General features: G+C 67.8%; 17 protein-coding genes. 15 read left to right on the plus strand and 2 right to left on the minus strand.

All coding sequences use genetic code 11. The features are described 5' to 3' along the window. Positions 1-27 precede the first annotated feature (27 nt). Positions 28-1548 carry a DEAD/DEAH box helicase gene (locus tag ACG02S_RS17900; RefSeq protein ID WP_394471837.1) on the plus strand — a complete coding sequence of 507 codons (1521 nt, stop codon included), beginning with the start codon at positions 28-30 and terminating at the stop codon, positions 1546-1548. A gap of 10 nt (positions 1549-1558) precedes the next feature. Here ACG02S_RS17900 and ACG02S_RS17905 read toward each other — a convergent pair whose 3' ends face one another. Both ACG02S_RS17905 and ACG02S_RS17910 read right to left on the minus strand, forming a co-directional pair. Further along, positions 1559-2326 carry an SAM-dependent methyltransferase gene (locus ACG02S_RS17905; RefSeq protein ID WP_394471838.1) on the minus strand — a complete coding sequence of 256 codons (768 nt, stop codon included), beginning with the start codon at positions 2324-2326 and terminating at the stop codon, positions 1559-1561. After that, positions 2323-2898: a Maf family nucleotide pyrophosphatase gene (locus ACG02S_RS17910; RefSeq protein WP_394471839.1), complete on the minus strand. Its 576-nt coding sequence runs from the start codon at positions 2896-2898 to the stop codon at positions 2323-2325. Before ACG02S_RS17910 ends, ACG02S_RS17905 begins: the two co-directional genes overlap by 4 nt. Positions 2899-2930: 32 nt before the next feature. On the opposite strand from ACG02S_RS17910, the gene ACG02S_RS17915 reads away from it, so the two are divergent. From ACG02S_RS17915 to lepB, 14 genes are all read left to right on the plus strand, one after another. Beyond that, the gene (locus tag ACG02S_RS17915; protein WP_394471840.1) at positions 2931-3491 is read left to right on the plus strand and encodes a YceD family protein; all 561 of its coding nucleotides are present in this window, start codon (positions 2931-2933) and stop codon (positions 3489-3491) included. Positions 3492-3668: 177 nt separating this feature from the next. Next, the gene (rpmF, locus tag ACG02S_RS17920) at positions 3669-3854 is read left to right on the plus strand and encodes a 50S ribosomal protein L32 (RefSeq protein ID WP_394471841.1); all 186 of its coding nucleotides are present in this window, start codon (positions 3669-3671) and stop codon (positions 3852-3854) included. Between the two features lie 104 nt (positions 3855-3958). Continuing rightward, positions 3959-5053 (plus strand): phosphate acyltransferase PlsX, encoded by a 1095-nt coding sequence (gene plsX / locus ACG02S_RS17925; protein WP_394471842.1) that lies wholly within the window; start codon positions 3959-3961, stop codon positions 5051-5053. Beyond that, positions 5050-6045, plus strand: coding sequence for a beta-ketoacyl-ACP synthase III (locus ACG02S_RS17930; RefSeq protein ID WP_394471843.1), 996 nt, complete (start codon positions 5050-5052; stop codon positions 6043-6045). The genes plsX and ACG02S_RS17930 overlap by 4 nt, the downstream gene beginning before the upstream one ends. Before the next feature lie 13 nt (positions 6046-6058). Further along, on the plus strand, positions 6059-7006 hold the full coding sequence (fabD, locus tag ACG02S_RS17935; protein ID WP_394471844.1) for an ACP S-malonyltransferase: 948 nt from the start codon (positions 6059-6061) through the stop codon (positions 7004-7006). 3 nt (positions 7007-7009) lie between these two features. After that, positions 7010-7753 (plus strand): 3-oxoacyl-ACP reductase FabG, encoded by a 744-nt coding sequence (gene fabG, locus ACG02S_RS17940; RefSeq protein WP_394471845.1) that lies wholly within the window; start codon positions 7010-7012, stop codon positions 7751-7753. A gap of 112 nt (positions 7754-7865) precedes the next feature. Next, positions 7866-8105 carry an acyl carrier protein gene (gene acpP, locus ACG02S_RS17945; protein ID WP_056204266.1) on the plus strand — a complete coding sequence of 80 codons (240 nt, stop codon included), beginning with the start codon at positions 7866-7868 and terminating at the stop codon, positions 8103-8105. Positions 8106-8141: 36 nt separating this feature from the next. Further along, positions 8142-9386 (plus strand): beta-ketoacyl-ACP synthase II, encoded by a 1245-nt coding sequence (fabF, locus tag ACG02S_RS17950; protein WP_394471846.1) that lies wholly within the window; start codon positions 8142-8144, stop codon positions 9384-9386. A gap of 13 nt (positions 9387-9399) precedes the next feature. Next, entirely contained in the window at positions 9400-9768 is a 369-nt protein-coding gene (locus ACG02S_RS17955; protein WP_394471847.1) for a hypothetical protein, read from the plus strand. Next, on the plus strand, positions 9765-10349 hold the full coding sequence (locus tag ACG02S_RS17960; RefSeq protein WP_394471848.1) for a sigma-70 family RNA polymerase sigma factor: 585 nt from the start codon (positions 9765-9767) through the stop codon (positions 10347-10349). The genes ACG02S_RS17955 and ACG02S_RS17960 overlap by 4 nt, the downstream gene beginning before the upstream one ends. Further along, the gene (locus ACG02S_RS17965) at positions 10343-10888 is read left to right on the plus strand and encodes an RseA family anti-sigma factor (protein ID WP_394471849.1); all 546 of its coding nucleotides are present in this window, start codon (positions 10343-10345) and stop codon (positions 10886-10888) included. Before ACG02S_RS17960 ends, ACG02S_RS17965 begins: the two co-directional genes overlap by 7 nt. Positions 10889-10948: 60 nt before the next feature. Further along, complete coding sequence (locus ACG02S_RS17970) at positions 10949-12418, plus strand: Do family serine endopeptidase (protein WP_394471850.1); 1470 nt, start codon at positions 10949-10951, stop codon at positions 12416-12418. Positions 12419-12931: 513 nt separating this feature from the next. Then, a complete protein-coding gene (lepA, locus tag ACG02S_RS17975; RefSeq protein WP_394471851.1) occupies positions 12932-14740 on the plus strand; it encodes a translation elongation factor 4 in 1809 nt (602 codons plus the stop codon). A 17-nt stretch (positions 14741-14757) separates the two neighbouring features. Then, on the plus strand, positions 14758-15735 hold the full coding sequence (lepB, locus tag ACG02S_RS17980; RefSeq protein WP_394471852.1) for a signal peptidase I: 978 nt from the start codon (positions 14758-14760) through the stop codon (positions 15733-15735). Positions 15736-15742 lie beyond the last annotated feature (7 nt).

The raw sequence follows: 15742 nt of genomic DNA on the forward strand, positions 1-15742 counted from the left end.
CAGGTACTCCGGCGATAATCGTCGGATATGAGCGAACACGCTTTCGAGCCTGACACGACCGCCACCGCGGTCGAAACCTCCGCGCCGCCCGCGCGGTTTGATACCCTTCCCCTGGACGCCAAGCTGCTGCGTGCCGTGGCCGATTCCGGCTACCTGACGATGACGCCCATCCAGGCCAAGGCGATCCCCATCGTGCTGGAAGGGCGTGACGTGATGGGTGCCGCGCAGACCGGCACCGGCAAGACGGCCGCCTTCTCCATCCCGCTGCTGCAGCGCATGCTCAAGCATGAGAACCCCAGCGTGTCGCCCGCCCGCCACCCGGTGCGCGCGCTGGTGCTGGCGCCCACTCGCGAGCTGGCCGACCAGGTCGCCGAGAACGTCAAGAAGTACGCCAAGCACACGCATCTGCGCTCGGTGGTTGTCTTCGGCGGTGTCGACATGAAGCCGCAGACCGCCGCACTGAAGGCTGGCGTCGAGGTGCTGATCGCCACGCCCGGCCGCCTGCTGGACCACATCGAAGCCAAGAACTGCGTGCTGAACCAGGTCGAGTACGTGGTGCTCGACGAGGCCGACCGCATGCTGGACATCGGCTTCCTGCCCGACCTGCAGCGCATCCTCAGCTTCCTGCCCAAGACGCGCCAGACGCTGCTGTTCTCGGCCACGTTCTCGCCCGAAATCAAGCGGCTGGCACAGAGTTACCTGCAAGACCCCATCTTGGTCGAGACCGCGCGGCCGAACCAGACGGCTTCGACCGTCGAGCAGCGCTTCATCAGCGCGACCGACGACGACAAGCGCGCCATCATCAAGCAGATCCTGAAGGATCGTGCCATCCGCCAGGCCATCGTGTTCGGCAATTCCAAGCTGGGTGTCGCCCGCCTGGCGCGCTCGTTCGAGCGCGACGGCCTGCGCACGGCTGCGCTGCATGGCGACAAGTCTCAGGACGAGCGGCTGAAGTCGCTGGACGCGTTCAAGCGCGGCGAGGTCGACCTGCTGGTGGCCACCGACGTGGCCGCCCGCGGCCTGGACATCGCCGACCTGCCGGCCGTCTTCAACTTCGACGTGCCGTTCAATGCTGAGGACTACGTGCACCGTATCGGGCGCACGGGTCGGGCCGGCGCGTCCGGCCTGGCGGTCACGCTGGTCACCAAGTCCGATGCCCGCCTGGTGGCTGACATCGAGAAGCTGATCAAGCGCAAGATCGATCCCGAGGCGTTTGAGGTGGTGGATGCCGAGCGGCCTCGTTTCGAGCACCGTCGCCGCGACGAGGTGCCGGGTGCCGAGCGTGTGGAGCGCGCGGAACGCAGCGACCGGGGCGTGCGCGACGAGTCGTCGCCGCGCCCGCCGCGGCCGTCTTACCGCCCGCCGGCGCCGCCTGCCGACCCGTTCTTCGACAAGCCCTATGAATCCAGCGGCCGCGATGAGCCGCCGGCCTGGGAAAAGGCCAAGTCTGCCTCGCCGGGGGCCAAGGGTCTGTCCAGCTACATCAAGCCCAAGCGCCAGGTCGCCGCGCTGTTCGGCGCCAAGAAGCCCGCGCAGGCCGAGTCCTGAGCGGCGGCGCTCAGGCCAGCAGCGCAAACACCGCAGGGATGCGGTCGGGCAGGGTGGTGCGGTTGGCGCGCCAGTCGGCCACCGTGGCGGTCTGGGTCCAGCCGCCGGGCAGTGTCAGGCCCACGCTGACGGACAGTCGCGTCGACGGCTTCAGCGTGGCGAGCAAGGCCTGGCGCAGCGCCTCATTGCGGTAGGGCGTCTCGATCAACAGCTGGGTCTGTTGTGCCCTGGCGGACAGTGCCTCCAGCTCACGGATGCGCGCCGTGCGTCCGCCTGCATCCACGGGCAGATAGCCCACGAAAGCGAAGCTCTGGCCGTTGAGTCCGCTGGCGGCCAGCGCCAGCAGCAGGGAGCTCGGGCCCGACAGCGCGACGACTTCGATGCCCGCCTCATGTGCAAGTGCCACCAGCCGCGCGCCCGGGTCGGCCACTGCGGGCAGCCCTGCCTCCGAGATCAGGCCCAGGTCGTGTCCCGACTGCACCGGGTCCAGCAAGGCGAGCCATGCCGCGGCGTCGTCGCCACCGCCGCGGCCTCCCTTGGGCGGGCGCGGCAACTCGGTGATCTGCAGGGCCTGCAATGGCTGAGCCAGCGGCACGAGGGCGTCGACGCGCTTGAGCAGGGCGCGTGTGGTCTTCGCACTTTCTGCCGCCCAGTGCGTCAGGCGCGCGGCAGTTGCGATCACGTGCTGTGGCAGCACCTCGCGCAGGTCCAGGGAGTCGTCCACGCCGAAATCCAGCGTGTTGGGCATCAGCATCAATCGTCCCCGCGTCGCGCTCATGCCAGCGGCTCCAGCCCGGCGCGGCGCAGCAGCGCGCACGTGCGGATCAGCGGCAGCCCCACCAGCGCGGTGGGGTCGTCGGACTCGACGGCGTCCAGCAGCGCAATGCCCAGGCTCTCGACCTTGGCGCTGCCGGCGCAGTCGTAGGGCTCATCGGCGCGCAGGTAGGCCTCGATGGCGGCGTCGGTGAGTTCTCGCACCTGCACGCGCACCTCGGCGCGTTCGATGGCGGCCAGCCCGGGTGCGACGACAGCAACGGCGGTTTGGAAGACCACCTCGCGCCCGCTCATGCGCCGAAGCTGCGCCGCGGCGGCCTCGTGGGACCCGGGCTTGCCGATGGCCTCGCCGCCGAGGTCGGCGACCTGGTCGGAGCCGATCACCACGGCGTCTGGATGCGCGGCAGCGACGGCGCGCGCCTTGGCCAGCGCCAGCCGTTCGGCCAGCGCTCCCGGCGTCTCTCCGGGCAGGGCGGCCTCGTCGACGGCCGGGCTGATGGCCTCAAACGGCAGGCGCAGCCGTGACAGCAGCTCGTGACGGTATCGGGAGGTGGAGGCAAGGATCAGGCGGGGCATGCGGTCATTCTCGCCCGCCTAAACTGCGGGATATGAAACCGCGCGCCTTTGTTCCTGAGAAGCTCGATGTCGCCGTCTTCGCCCGTGAAGATGGCAGCCTGGAGGGCGAGTGGCCGGCTGTCACACTGCAGCGCCTGGCCGATTCCGCTGCGCCCGAGGCACCCGCGTCAGGCTGGCCCGCGCTGCGCTGGAGCCTGCGCGGCGAGATCCGCCAGCCCAAGGGCGGCAAGGCCCAGACGTGGCTGCATCTGCGCTGCCATGCCGAGGTCGCGCTGACCTGCCAGCGCTGCCTCAAGCCGGTCACCGAGGCGCTGGACATCGACCGCTGGATCCGTTTCGTCGAGAGCGAGGCAGAGGCCGAGGCGCTGGACGCGGACAGTGAGGACGACGTGCTGGCGCTGCCACGCCATCTGGACGCCCGCGAGCTGATCGAGGACGAGTTGCTGCTGGCGTTGCCGCTGGTGCCGCGTCACGAAACCTGCCCTGAGCCACTGGCCCATGTCGATGATGACGAGGAGGCCGACGCCGAACTGGAGCGTCCCAACCCGTTCGCGGCGCTGGCGGCCCTGAAGAAGTCCGGCGGCAGCGCCTGAGTTCCGCCATGCCCTGCCGGCGTCCACGAGCCCCGGTTTCAGGCGGGGTTTGGCGAACTGCACATTCAGCGCTATACTCGTGGGCTTTTCTGCGGCCTGGAGATCGAGCGCAAGTCTCTCTCCCCGGGGCAGAGCCCCAAAGTCCGCCCTCAAACCCCGCAGAGTCTGGAGTTTTTCATGGCTGTTCAGCAAAACAAGAAGTCGCCTTCCAAGCGCGGCATGCACCGTTCCCACAACGCCCTGGTCACGCCGGGCACGGCCGTCGAGTCGACGACCGGCGAAGTGCACCTGCGTCACCACATCAGCCCCAACGGCTTTTATCGTGGCCGCAAGGTGCTGAAGAGCAAGGCCGACGCGGCTTGATGCTCTCGCGCCGCCGCGTGGCGGTGCGCATCGATGAATCTGCCGACCCGGCCTGCGCATGGCGCTGTGCCGGGTTTGGTCTTTTCTGAATCGCTTTCGCCTCCATGACCCACGCGCCCCTGCCTGATCCTGTCCGTCTTGTCGTCGACTGCATGGGCGGCGACCACGGCCCTTCGGTCACGCTGCCGGCCTGCCGCGCCTTCCTCGACAAGCACCCCGGTGCCGAGCTGATCCTGGTCGGCAAGCCCGAGGCGCTGACCGCAGCCGATGCCTGGCCGCGCTGCCGCATCGTTGCGGCCAGCGAGGTCGTCACGATGGACGACCCCATCGAGGTGGCGCTGCGCCGCAAGCGCGACTCGTCGATGCGCGTGGCCATCCAGCAGTTGAAGGAAGGCCGCGACGGTGAGGCGCCGCTGGCGCACGCCTGCGTGTCGGCCGGCAACACCGGTGCACTGATGGCCATGGCCAAGGTGATGCTGAAGACGGTGCCCGGCATCGACCGACCGGCCATCGCCGCGGTGATGCCCAACGCTGCCGGACGCTTCACCACCGTGCTGGACCTGGGCGCCAATGTCGACTCGTCGGCCGAGAACCTGCTGCAGTTCGCCGTGCTGGGCAGTGCGCTGGTGTCGGCCGTCGACGGCATCGAGGAGCCCAGCGTCGGCCTGCTCAACATTGGTGAAGAGGCCATCAAGGGCAGCGAGACCATCAAGCAGGCCGGCGAACTGCTGCGCGCCGCCGGCGGGGCGGGTCAGTTGAATTTCTACGGCAACGTCGAGGGCAACGACATCTTCAAGGGCACGACGGACATCGTGGTCTGCGACGGCTTCGTCGGCAACGTCATGCTGAAGGCCTCCGAAGGGCTGGCCAGCATGATGAGCGGCTTCATCAAGACCGAGTTCACGCGCGACTGGTTCAGCATGCTGGGCGGTCTGCTGGTCAAGCCGGTGCTGAGCCGCTTCAAGCACCGCGTGGACCACCGCCGGTTCAACGGCGCGGCGCTGCTGGGCCTGCGCGGCCTGGTGTTCAAGAGCCACGGCTCGGCCGATGCCTTCGCCTTCGAGAACGCGCTGGCGCGCGCTTATGATGCCGCCCGCAACCGGCTGCTTGACCGGGTACACGACCGCATCGTCAGCACGCTGCAGGCGGGCAACACCGATGCCGGAGACACGGCGGCGCCGACCGCCCAGGCCGCATGAGCCCCACTGCAAACTCCCCCCGCTATTCCCGCATCCTCGGCACCGGCAGCCATCTGCCGGCTGACCGCGTGACCAACCAGGCCCTCGTCGACCGCCTGGCGGTCGAAGGCATCGAGACCTCGGACGACTGGATCGTCGAGCGCACCGGCATCCGCGCGCGCTACTTCGCGGCGCCCGATCAGACCGCCAGCGACCTGGCCTTCCCCGCCGCGCAGGCGGCGCTGGCCGCGGCCGGCATCTCGGCCGAAGAGCTGGACCTCATCATCGTCGCCACGTCCACGCCCGACATGGTGTTCCCGTCCACGGCCTGCCTGCTGCAGCAGAAGCTGGGTGTGCACGGCTGCGCCGCGTTCGACCTGCAGGCCGTCTGCTCGGGCTTCGTCTACGCGCTCAGCGTGGCGGACTCGATGATCAAGGCCGGCGCCGCCAACAAGGCGCTGATCGTGGGCGCCGAGGTGTTCTCGCGCATCCTGGACTTCAAGGATCGCACCACCTGCGTGCTGTTCGGCGACGGCGCCGGTGCCGTGGTGCTGGGTGCCAGCGCCGAGCCTGGCATCCTGGCCACCGAGCTGCACGCGGATGCCCGCCATGTCGACATCCTGTGCACGCCGGGCGCCGTCAGCGGTGGGCAGGTCATCGGCACGCCGCTGCTGCGCATGGACGGCCAGGCCGTCTTCAAGCTCGCCGTGGGCGTGCTCGAGAAGGTCGCACGTTCCGTGCTCGAGAAGGCTGGCAAGACGGAGGCCGACGTGGACTGGCTGATCCCGCATCAGGCCAACATCCGCATCATGCAGGGCACGGCCAAGAAGCTGAAGCTGGACCTGAACAAGCTCATCGTCACCGTCGACGAGCATGGCAACACCTCGGCCGCCTCCGTGCCGCTGGCACTGGACGCCGCCGTGCGCAGCGGCCGCGTGCAGCGTGGCGACACCGTCATGCTCGAAGGCGTGGGCGGCGGCTTCACGTGGGGCGCAGCCCTGCTCAATTATTGATATCTCTGAGACCATGACCGCACCCTTTGCAGTCGTCTTCCCCGGGCAGGGTTCGCAGGCCGTCGGCATGCTGGACGCCTGGGGCGACCACCCCGAAGTCCGCTTGACCCTGGAAGAGGCCTCCACCGCGCTGGGCGAGGACATCGGCGCGCTGATCCACGCCGGCCCCAAGGAGCAGCTGGACCTGACCACAAACACCCAGCCGGTCATGCTGACGGCCGGCATCGCCTGCTGGCGCGCCTTCGTCGCCGAGACCGGCGCCGTGCCGGTCGCCGCCGCGGGGCATTCGCTGGGCGAGTACACGGCGCTGGTCGCATCCGGCGCGCTGAGCCTGGCCGACGCGCTGCCCCTCGTGCGCTTTCGCGCGCAGGCGATGCAGGAAGCCGTGCCGGTGGGCGTGGGCGCGATGTACGCCATCCTGGGCCTGGACGGCGACGCCGTGCGCGCCGGTTGCGCGCAGGCCGCCGCCGAGACCGGCGAGGCCATCGAGGCCGTCAACTTCAATGATCCGAAGCAGACCGTCATCGCCGGCAGCAAGGCCGGCGCCGAGAAGGCCGCCGAGATCCTGAAGGCTGCGGGCGCCAAGCGCGCGCTGCCGCTGCCGGTGTCCGCGCCGTTCCACTCCAGCCTGATGAAGCCGGCCGCCGAGCGTCTGAAGGAAAAGCTGGCCTCGGTCCAGTTCCACAAGGCGGCCTTCCCGGTCGTCAACAACATCGACGTGGCCGTCACCGACAGCGACGCCGCACTGCGTGACGCGCTGTACCGCCAGGCCTTCGGCCCGGTGCGCTGGGTCGAGGTCGTGCAGGCCTTGAAGGCCCGTGGCGTCCATCACTTCATCGAGGCCGGCCCGGGCAAGGTGCTGACGGGCATGGTCAAGCGCATCGACGGCGAACTGCAGGCTGTCTGCGTGCTCGATCCCGCCTCACTCACCGAAGCTCGCGCGCTGCTGGGAGGCGGCTGAACCATGACTGAATCCGCAATCAAGGGCGTCGCCCTCGTCACCGGTGCAAGCCGCGGCATCGGCCGCGCGATCGCGCTGGCGCTGGCCGCTGAGGGCTGGCGCGTCGTCGGTACCGCGACGACCGAATCGGGCGCCGCCGGCATCACCGAGGCGCTGGGTCCCCATGGCGGCCGCGGCATCGTGCTGAACGTGACCGACGGCGAGGCCGCGCAAGCCGCGGTGGACGGCATCGTGGCCACCGATGGCGGCCTGCACGTGCTGGTAAACAACGCCGGCATCACGCGCGATGGCCTGTCCATGCGCATGAAGGATGACGACTGGGACGCTGTCATCGACACCAACCTGAAGGCGGTGTTCCGCCTCGCCCGCGCGGCCACCAAGCCGATGATGAGGCAGCGCTCGGGTCGCATCATCAACATCACGTCCGTCGTCGGCGCCTCCGGCAACGCCGGCCAGGCCAACTACGCGGCCGCCAAGGCCGGCGTGGCCGGCCTGACGCGCTCGCTGGCGCGCGAGCTGGGCAGCCGCGGCATCACGGTTAACTGCGTCGCGCCCGGCTTCATCGCCACCGACATGACCGAGGTGCTGCCCGAGGCCCAGAAGGCCGCGCTGCTGGCGCAGATCCCGCTGGGCCGCCTGGGCGCGCCCGAGGAGATCGCCGCCACCGTCGCCTTCCTGGCCTCGCCTGGCGCGGCCTACATCACTGGCAGCGAACTGCACGTCAACGGCGGCATGTTCATGGCCTGATCACCGTGGCCTGCGGACCCTCCCAGGCCACCCGGCGCTGCCAACTTAGGGGCGTCACCCTAGAGCCCGTAGAATGACGGGCTGTTTTCTGCAAACCCCTCCTGGAGGAGTCATGAGCGATATCGAAGCACGAGTCAAGAAGATCATTGCCGAACAACTGGGCGTGGCCGAGGCCGACGTCACCAACGAGAAGGCTTTCGTTGCCGACCTGGGCGCCGACTCGCTGGACACCGTCGAGCTGGTGATGGCCCTCGAAGACGAGTTCGGCATCGAGATCCCCGACGAAGAGGCTGAAAAGATCACCACCGTCCAGCTGGCGATCGATTACGCCGTCAAGCACCAGAAGGCCTGAGCGCCTTCGTTTCCTTGCAACTTTGATCCGTTCTGCATGACCCGTCGCCGTGTCGTCGTCACCGGTCTTGGCCTGATCAGTCCCGTCGGCAACAGTGTTGCCGAAGGGTGGGCCAACATCCTCGCCGGGCGTACCGGCATTGCCAACATCACCCGCTTCGACGCGAGCAACTTCGCGTGCAAGTTCGCGGGTGAGGTCAAGGGCTTCAACATCGGGGATTACGTCCCCGGCAAGGAAGCCCGCCACATGGATACCTTCATCCATTACGGCCTGGCGGCATCCATGCAGGCGGTGCGGGACGCGGGTCTGCCCACGGGCGACCAACTGACCGAAGAGCAGGCCGAGCGCATTGGCGTGCTCGTGGGATCGGGCATCGGCGGCCTGCCGCTGATCGAGGAGACCCACGCCGAACTGACGAATCGCGGCCCCCGCCGCATTTCGCCGTTCTTCATTCCGGCCTCGATCATCAACATGATCTCGGGCCACGTTTCCATCCAGTACGGCTTCCAGGGGCCCAACCTGGCGATCGTGACGGCCTGCACCACGGGCCTGCATGCGATCGGCGAGGCCGGCCGCCTCATCGAGTACGGCGACGCCGACGTGATGATCGCCGGCGGTTCCGAGTCGGCCGTGTCGCCGCTGGGCATCGGTGGCTTCGCGTCCGCCCGTGCGCTGTCGACCCGCAACGACGACCCCGCGACCGCGTCCCGCCCCTGGGACAAGGACCGTGACGGTTTCGTGTTGGGCGAGGGCGCCGGCGTGCTGGTGCTCGAAGAGTACGAACACGCCAAGAAGCGCGGCGCCAAGATCTACTGCGAACTCGCCGGCTTCGGCATGGGCGCTGACGCCTATCACATGACCGCGCCCAACGTCGACGGCCCCAAGCGCTCCATGCGCGCGGCGCTGCGCAACTCGGGCATCAACCCCGACCAGGTTCAGTACATGAACGCCCACGGCACGTCCACGCCGCTGGGTGACGTGAACGAGACCAACGCGGTCAAGCTGGCCTTCGGCGACCACGCCAAGCAGATGGTCGTCAGTTCCACCAAGTCCATGACTGGCCACCTGCTGGGCGGCGCGGGCGGCATCGAGTCCGTCTTCACGGCGCTGGCTTTGCGCGACCAGGTCGCGCCGCCGACGATCAACATCTTCAACCAGGACCCGGAGTGCGACCTGGACTACTGCGCCAACGAGGCGCGGCCGATGAAGATCGAGTACGCCGCCAAGAACAATTTCGGCTTCGGCGGCACCAACGGCACGCTGATCTTCAAGCGCGTCTGACCACCGCCCGGCGATGCGCCGCACGCCGCCGCTTGCTGTCGAACTCCAGCCCCTGCCTGCCGTCCAGGCCACCGTCGCGTTGATCGCGTTGCTGGCCGTGGGCGGCCTGGCTGCATGGGCTTTCAGTCATCAGCCTCTGCTGGGGTTGCTGGGGTTGCTGGGGTTGCTCGGCCTGGCCGTGCCCGCCGTGTCGGCGTGGGCCTGGCGTGAAGCTGCGATGCGGCCGCGCCGGCTGCGTTGGGACGGGCAGGCCTGGTGGCTGGCCGACACTGCCAATGCCGCCGACACCGCCGTCCAGCTCGCCGCGCTGATCGACCTCGACCGCAGGATGTCCCTGGGCGCCACGCTGTTCGCCGCGCCAGGCGGCGCCGTGGCGCGATGACGGCCGACGCGGACGCCGACGCGCTGTTGGTGCGCGAGGCCCAGAAGGGGAGCCGCGCGGCCTTCGACATGCTGGTGATCAAGTACCAGCGCCGCGTCGAACGGCTGCTGTCGCGCAGTGTGCGCTCGCCCGAGGATGTGGCCGACCTGTGCCAGGAGACTTTTCTGGCCGCCTACAAGGCGCTGCCGTCGTTCCGCGGCGACAGCGCGTTCTACACCTGGGTTTACCGGATCGCCATCAATGCGGCCAAGCGTCACCACGGCCGGCAGCGTCCCGTCGAGTCGCTGGACGACGAGGAGGGAACTTTCGGCACGCAGGCGGCTCCAAGCGACGATGCGACCCCCGAGGCCTTGCTCGCCAGCCGCCAGCTGGCACGCAGCCTGGACGAGGCGGTCGACGCCCTGGCCGAAGATCAGCGCCGGGCATTGCTGCTGAGAGAGGTGGATGGCTTGAGTTACGACGAAATTGCCGACCTGATGGAATGCCCGCCCGGCACGGTGCGCTCGCGCATCTTTCGCGCCCGCGAAGCCGTGGCCGCCCGGCTGCGGCCGTTGCTCAACGTGGGAGGCCGGCGATGGTGAGCGCCGAGCAAGCCGCGCTGGAACACGCGCTGTCCGCCGTCATGGACGGCAGCGCCACCCCTCAGCAATGGGCGCAGGTGGAAGAGGCTTGGGGCCGGGAGCCTGCACTGCGTGAGCGCTGGATGCTGTGGCACACCGCGGGTGACGGCCTGCGTTCGGCCGACCTCGCTGCCACGCGCCGCCATCCCGCTGATTTGCTGCATGCGCTGCATGCGGCCATGCCCGCACAGGCACCGTCGTCCGCGTGTCGCAACGAATGGTGGTCGCCGCTCGCCGTGGCGGCCGGTTTCGTGGCGCTGGCGCTGGGTATCACGCAACTGCAGCCCGCGGCGCCGGTGGAGCTTGGCCCTGTCGCCGCTCGCACGGTGCGTGTGCCGGCGCAGGGGCTGGTGGGCATCAGTTTTGCCCAGACGGCGGCGGGCGGCGCGCTGCCCGGCGTCGGCGCTGGTGATGTGGCCTGGCAGCCGTTGCCATCGCTGGACGCGATGGATTCGTCCGTGCCTGAGATGGCAGCCGGCAACCCCACCCGTCACCGTTGAAGCGCTCAGCGCCTACCATCCGTTTTTGTTGTCCTAGCCCTTTCCAACCCGGAAGTCCTTATGCACGCTGAGAACCCTGTCTTCCGCGCCCGTGCGCGCTCCCTGCTGTCGGGTACGGCCCTGGCACTGACCGTTGTGCTGGGGCAGCCCGCCTTCGAAGCGCAGGCGCGCGAGCTCCCGGACTTCAGCGAAGTGGTCGAGCGCGTCGGCCCCGCCGTCGTCAACATCCGCACGTCCGAGAAGGTCCGCGTGCCGGAGGGCCAGGCCGAGGCCAACGAGCAGATGCAGGAACTGCTGCGCCGCTTCGGCCTGCCGGTGCCCAACCAGCGCCGCGGTGCGCCGCGGGGCGGTGCGCCGGGTGACGACGATGACGCGCCCACGCGCCGCGGCGTCGGCTCGGGCTTCATCCTGAGCGCCGATGGCTATGTGCTGACCAATGCGCACGTGGTGCAGGGCGCCGACGAGGTGTTCGTCACGCTGACGGACCGGCGCGAGCTGAAGGCCAAGTTGATCGGCGCCGACCAGCGCTCCGACGTGGCGGTCGTCAAGGTCGAGGCGGCGGGCCTGCCGGTCGTCAAGGTCGGCGACAGCAACAAAGCCAAGGTCGGCGAATGGGTCATGGCCATCGGTTCGCCGTTCGGGCTGGAGAACACCGTCACGGCCGGCATCATCAGCGCCAAGCAGCGCGACACGGGCGACCTGCTGCCGCTGATCCAGACCGACGTGGCCATCAACCCCGGCAACTCGGGCGGCCCTCTGGTCAACATGCGCGGCGAGGTCATCGGCATCAACTCGCAGATCTACAGCCAGAGCGGCGGCTACATGGGCATTTCGTTTGCGATCCCCATCGGCGACGCGATCCGCGTGGCCGACGAACTGCGCGCGGGCGGTCGGGTCGTGCGTGGCTACCTGGGCGTGCTGCCTGACGACATCAGCAAGGAAGTCGCCGAGGCGATCGGCCTGGGCAAGCCGCAGGGCGCCATCATCCGCAACGTCATCGCCGGCAGCCCGGCCGAGAAGGCGGGCGTGGAGGGCGGCGACGTCGTCACGAAGGTCGACGGCAAGACGGTCGACAAGGCTGCCGATCTGCGCCGCCTCATCGCCACGGTGAAGCCCGGCGCCAAGGCCACGCTGACCGTGTTCCGCCGCGGTGCCTACAAGGACCTGGTGGTCACGATGGCCGAGGACGAGCGCAGCCGCCGTGCCGGCAGCGGCGCAACGCCCGACGCAGACTCCGCTGCGGGTGATGCGCCCAGCATGGCGCTGGGCCTGAAGGTGTCCGAGCTGACGGAAGCGCAGCGCAAGGACCTGAAGGTCAAGGGCGGCGTGCGTGTCGACGGTGCTACGGGCGCTGCCGCGCGGTCCGGTCTGCGCGAGGGCGACCTGATCCTGGCCGTCGACAACGTCGACGTCGAGACGGTCAAGGGCTTCCAGGCTCAGATTGCCAAGGCCGCGAAGGCCAAGGTCATCAATCTGCTGGTGCGCCGCGACGACATCGTCAACTTCGTGCTGCTCAAGCCGGGCAAGTAAAGCGGAAGACTCGGCCGGCCAGTCGGGCTTTCCGCGATGCGGCAAGCCCGGCGACCCCTGCCGGGCAGGTTGTCCACCGCAGACGAAAGTTGGCGCCTGCTAACTTTTGGTTGTGAACGTGGATTGTTCGCGCCAGCCGCTAAAATCATGACCAGACGCGCTGCAAAAGACGGTGCCTCGTGCAGGAATCCAGCAGGCTGGATGACGGCAGGGTTTGATCCACAGGTGATCCACAAGAACATGTGAATAACCTGTGGATGAAAATCCTTGTTGGCGGACTGCAACGGCCGGGAAACCAATGCTGGTGCGGTTTCCCGGCCGATGCTTTTGGCTACAATGAAGGCCCAACAAGCAGTTGCCATACCTTTTGTTGGAAGGCGCGTCACCTCTTCGACGTGCCTTTTTTTTATCTTCGGCAAGGCCTTTGCGGGCCTTCGCGTCGCGGCCGCGACGTGAGCCGGGGCTGCAGCGTTTGATGACGCCGCCTCCGCAGTGCCGAACGCAGTTCCGAACATGAACCACATCCGCAACTTCTCCATCATTGCCCACATCGACCACGGCAAGAGCACGCTGGCCGATCGCATCATCCAGCGCTGTGGAGGGCTGAGCGACCGCGAGATGGAAGCGCAGGTGCTGGACTCGATGGACCTGGAGCGCGAGCGCGGCATCACCATCAAGGCACAGACTGCAGCGCTGCAGTACAAGGCCAAGGACGGTCAGGTCTACAACCTGAACCTGATCGACACGCCGGGGCACGTGGACTTCTCGTATGAAGTCAGCCGCTCGCTGTCGGCCTGCGAGGGCGCGCTGCTGGTGGTGGATGCATCGCAAGGCGTGGAAGCGCAGACGGTCGCCAACTGCTACACGGCGCTGGACCTCGGCGTCGAGGTCGTGCCGGTGCTGAACAAGATGGACCTCCCGTCCGCCGACCCGGACAACGCCAAGGCCGAGATCGAGGACGTCATCGGCATCGACGCCGACGACGCGATTCCCTGCTCGGCCAAGACCGGCATGGGCATCGACGAGATCATCGAGGCCGTCATCGCCCGCATGCCACCGCCGCGCGGCAACCCCGACGCGCCGCCGCGCGCGATGATCATCGACGCCTGGTTCGACAACTACGTCGGCGTCGTCATGCTGGTGCGTATGGTGGACGGCGAGCTGCGCAAGGGCGAGCGCATCCGCATGATGAACACCAACACGGTGTACCCGATCGATCACCTGGGCGTGTTCACGCCCAAGAGCGAGAACCGAGAGGCGCTGAAGGCCGGCGAGGTGGGCTTCATCATCTGCGGCATCAAGGAACTCGCCGCGGCCAAGGTCGGCGACACCGTCACGCTGGAAAAGAAGCTGCCGAACAACCACGGTCCGGCGACCGAGGCGCTGCCCGGCTTCAAGGAAATCCAGCCGCAGGTGTTCGCGGGGCTGTACCCGACCGAGGCCAGCGAGTACGACCAGCTGCGCGACGCGCTGGAGAAGCTCAGCCTGAACGACTCGTCGCTGCGCTACGAGCCCGAAGTGAGCCAGGCGCTGGGCTTCGGTTTCCGCTGCGGCTTCCTGGGCCTGCTGCACATGGAGATCGTGCAGGAGCGTCTGGAGCGTGAGTTCGACCAGGATCTCGTCACCACCGCGCCCAGCGTCATCTACGAGGTGGAGCTGAACACCGGCGAGGTCATCCAGGTCGAGAACCCGTCCAAGATGCCCGAGATCGGCGCGATGAAGGAGATCCGCGAGCCGATCGTGACGGTGCACCTGTACATGCCGCAGGACTACGTCGGTGTCGTCATGACGCTGGCCAACCAGAAGCGCGGCGTGCAGCTGAACATGGCCTACCACGGCAAGCAGGTCATGCTGACCTACGAGATCCCGCTGGCCGAGATCGTGCTGGACTTCTTCGACAAGTTGAAGAGCGTCTCGCGCGGCTATGCCTCCATGGACTACGAGTTCAAGGAATACCGTGCCGCTGACGTCGTCAAGGTCGACATCCTGATCAATGGCGACAAGGTCGATCCGCTGTCCATGATCGTGCACCGCAGCCAGAGTCAGTACCGCGGCCGCGGCGTGGCCGCCAAGATGCGTGAGCAGATCCCGCGCCAGATGTATGACGTGGCCATCCAAGCCGCCATCGGCGCCAACATCATCGCCCGCGAGAACATCAAGGCGCTGCGCAAGAACGTGCTGGCAAAATGCTACGGCGGGGACATCACCCGCAAGCGCAAGCTGCTGGAAAAGCAAAAGGCCGGCAAGAAGCGCATGAAGCAGATCGGCTCGGTCGAGGTGCCGCAAGAGGCCTTCCTCGCGATCCTGCAGGTCGACGATTAACCCCATTCCCTGAATCGATGAGCGCACTCACCGGTGTTTTGTATGCGGCCCTGGTGGCCTACCTGGGCGGCTGGTACACCGGCTACTGGTCGGGCAACTTCGCATTGCTGCTGTTCATCCTGACGGCAGTCACGATGCTGTACTGGCTGGCCGAGCGCTTCCATTTCGCGCCGGCGCGGGCCCGCGCGGCGCAGGCGCTGGTCAGCAACGATGCCAAGCGCCGCGAGACCCTGGCGGCGCAGGGCATCAGTCGCGTGGACGGCGACATCGAGCCCGCGCGCCAGCAACTGCTGCAGCAGCCCTGGTGGCTGGACTGGACCGCGGGCTTGTTCCCGGTGATCCTGGTCGTGTTCCTGCTGCGCAGCTTCCTGGCGGAGCCGTTCAAGATCCCGTCGGGTTCCATGGTGCCGACGCTGCTGGTGGGCGACCTCATCCTGGTCAACAAGTTCCACTACGGCATCCGGCTGCCGGTGATCAACAAGAAGATCATTGCCAACAACGATGTGAAGCGCGGCGACGTGATGGTGTTCCGCTACCCCGAGGACCCCAGCACGGACTTCATCAAGCGCGTGGCCGGCATTCCGGGCGACGAGGTGAGCTACGTCAACCAGAAGGTCTACATCAACGGCCAGCTGGCGCCGCTGCAACCGCAGGGCAACTTCTACGACGAGGACGCGCGGGTCTACCGCCAGCGCTTCCTGGAAAAGCTCGGCGACAAGGAGCACCAGATCCTGGTGCAGCCCGACGCCCAGCGCTTCTTCCGCGCCGACCGTGCGGACGGTCCGTTCCCGTTCCAGCAGAACTGCCGCTACACGATCGAAGGGGTGACCTGCAAGGTGCCGGCCGGTCACTACTTCATGCTGGGTGACAACCGCGACAACTCGCGCGACTCGCGCTTCTGGGGGTTCGTGCCCGACGAGAACATCGTCGGCAAGGCCTTCATGGTGTGGATGAATTTCGGTAACCTCAAGCGCGTCTTCACCTTCTTCGACTGAAGCCACC

Source organism: Pelomonas dachongensis (assembly GCF_043555865.1).
Lineage (GTDB): Bacteria > Pseudomonadota > Gammaproteobacteria > Burkholderiales > Burkholderiaceae_C > Pelomonas > Pelomonas dachongensis.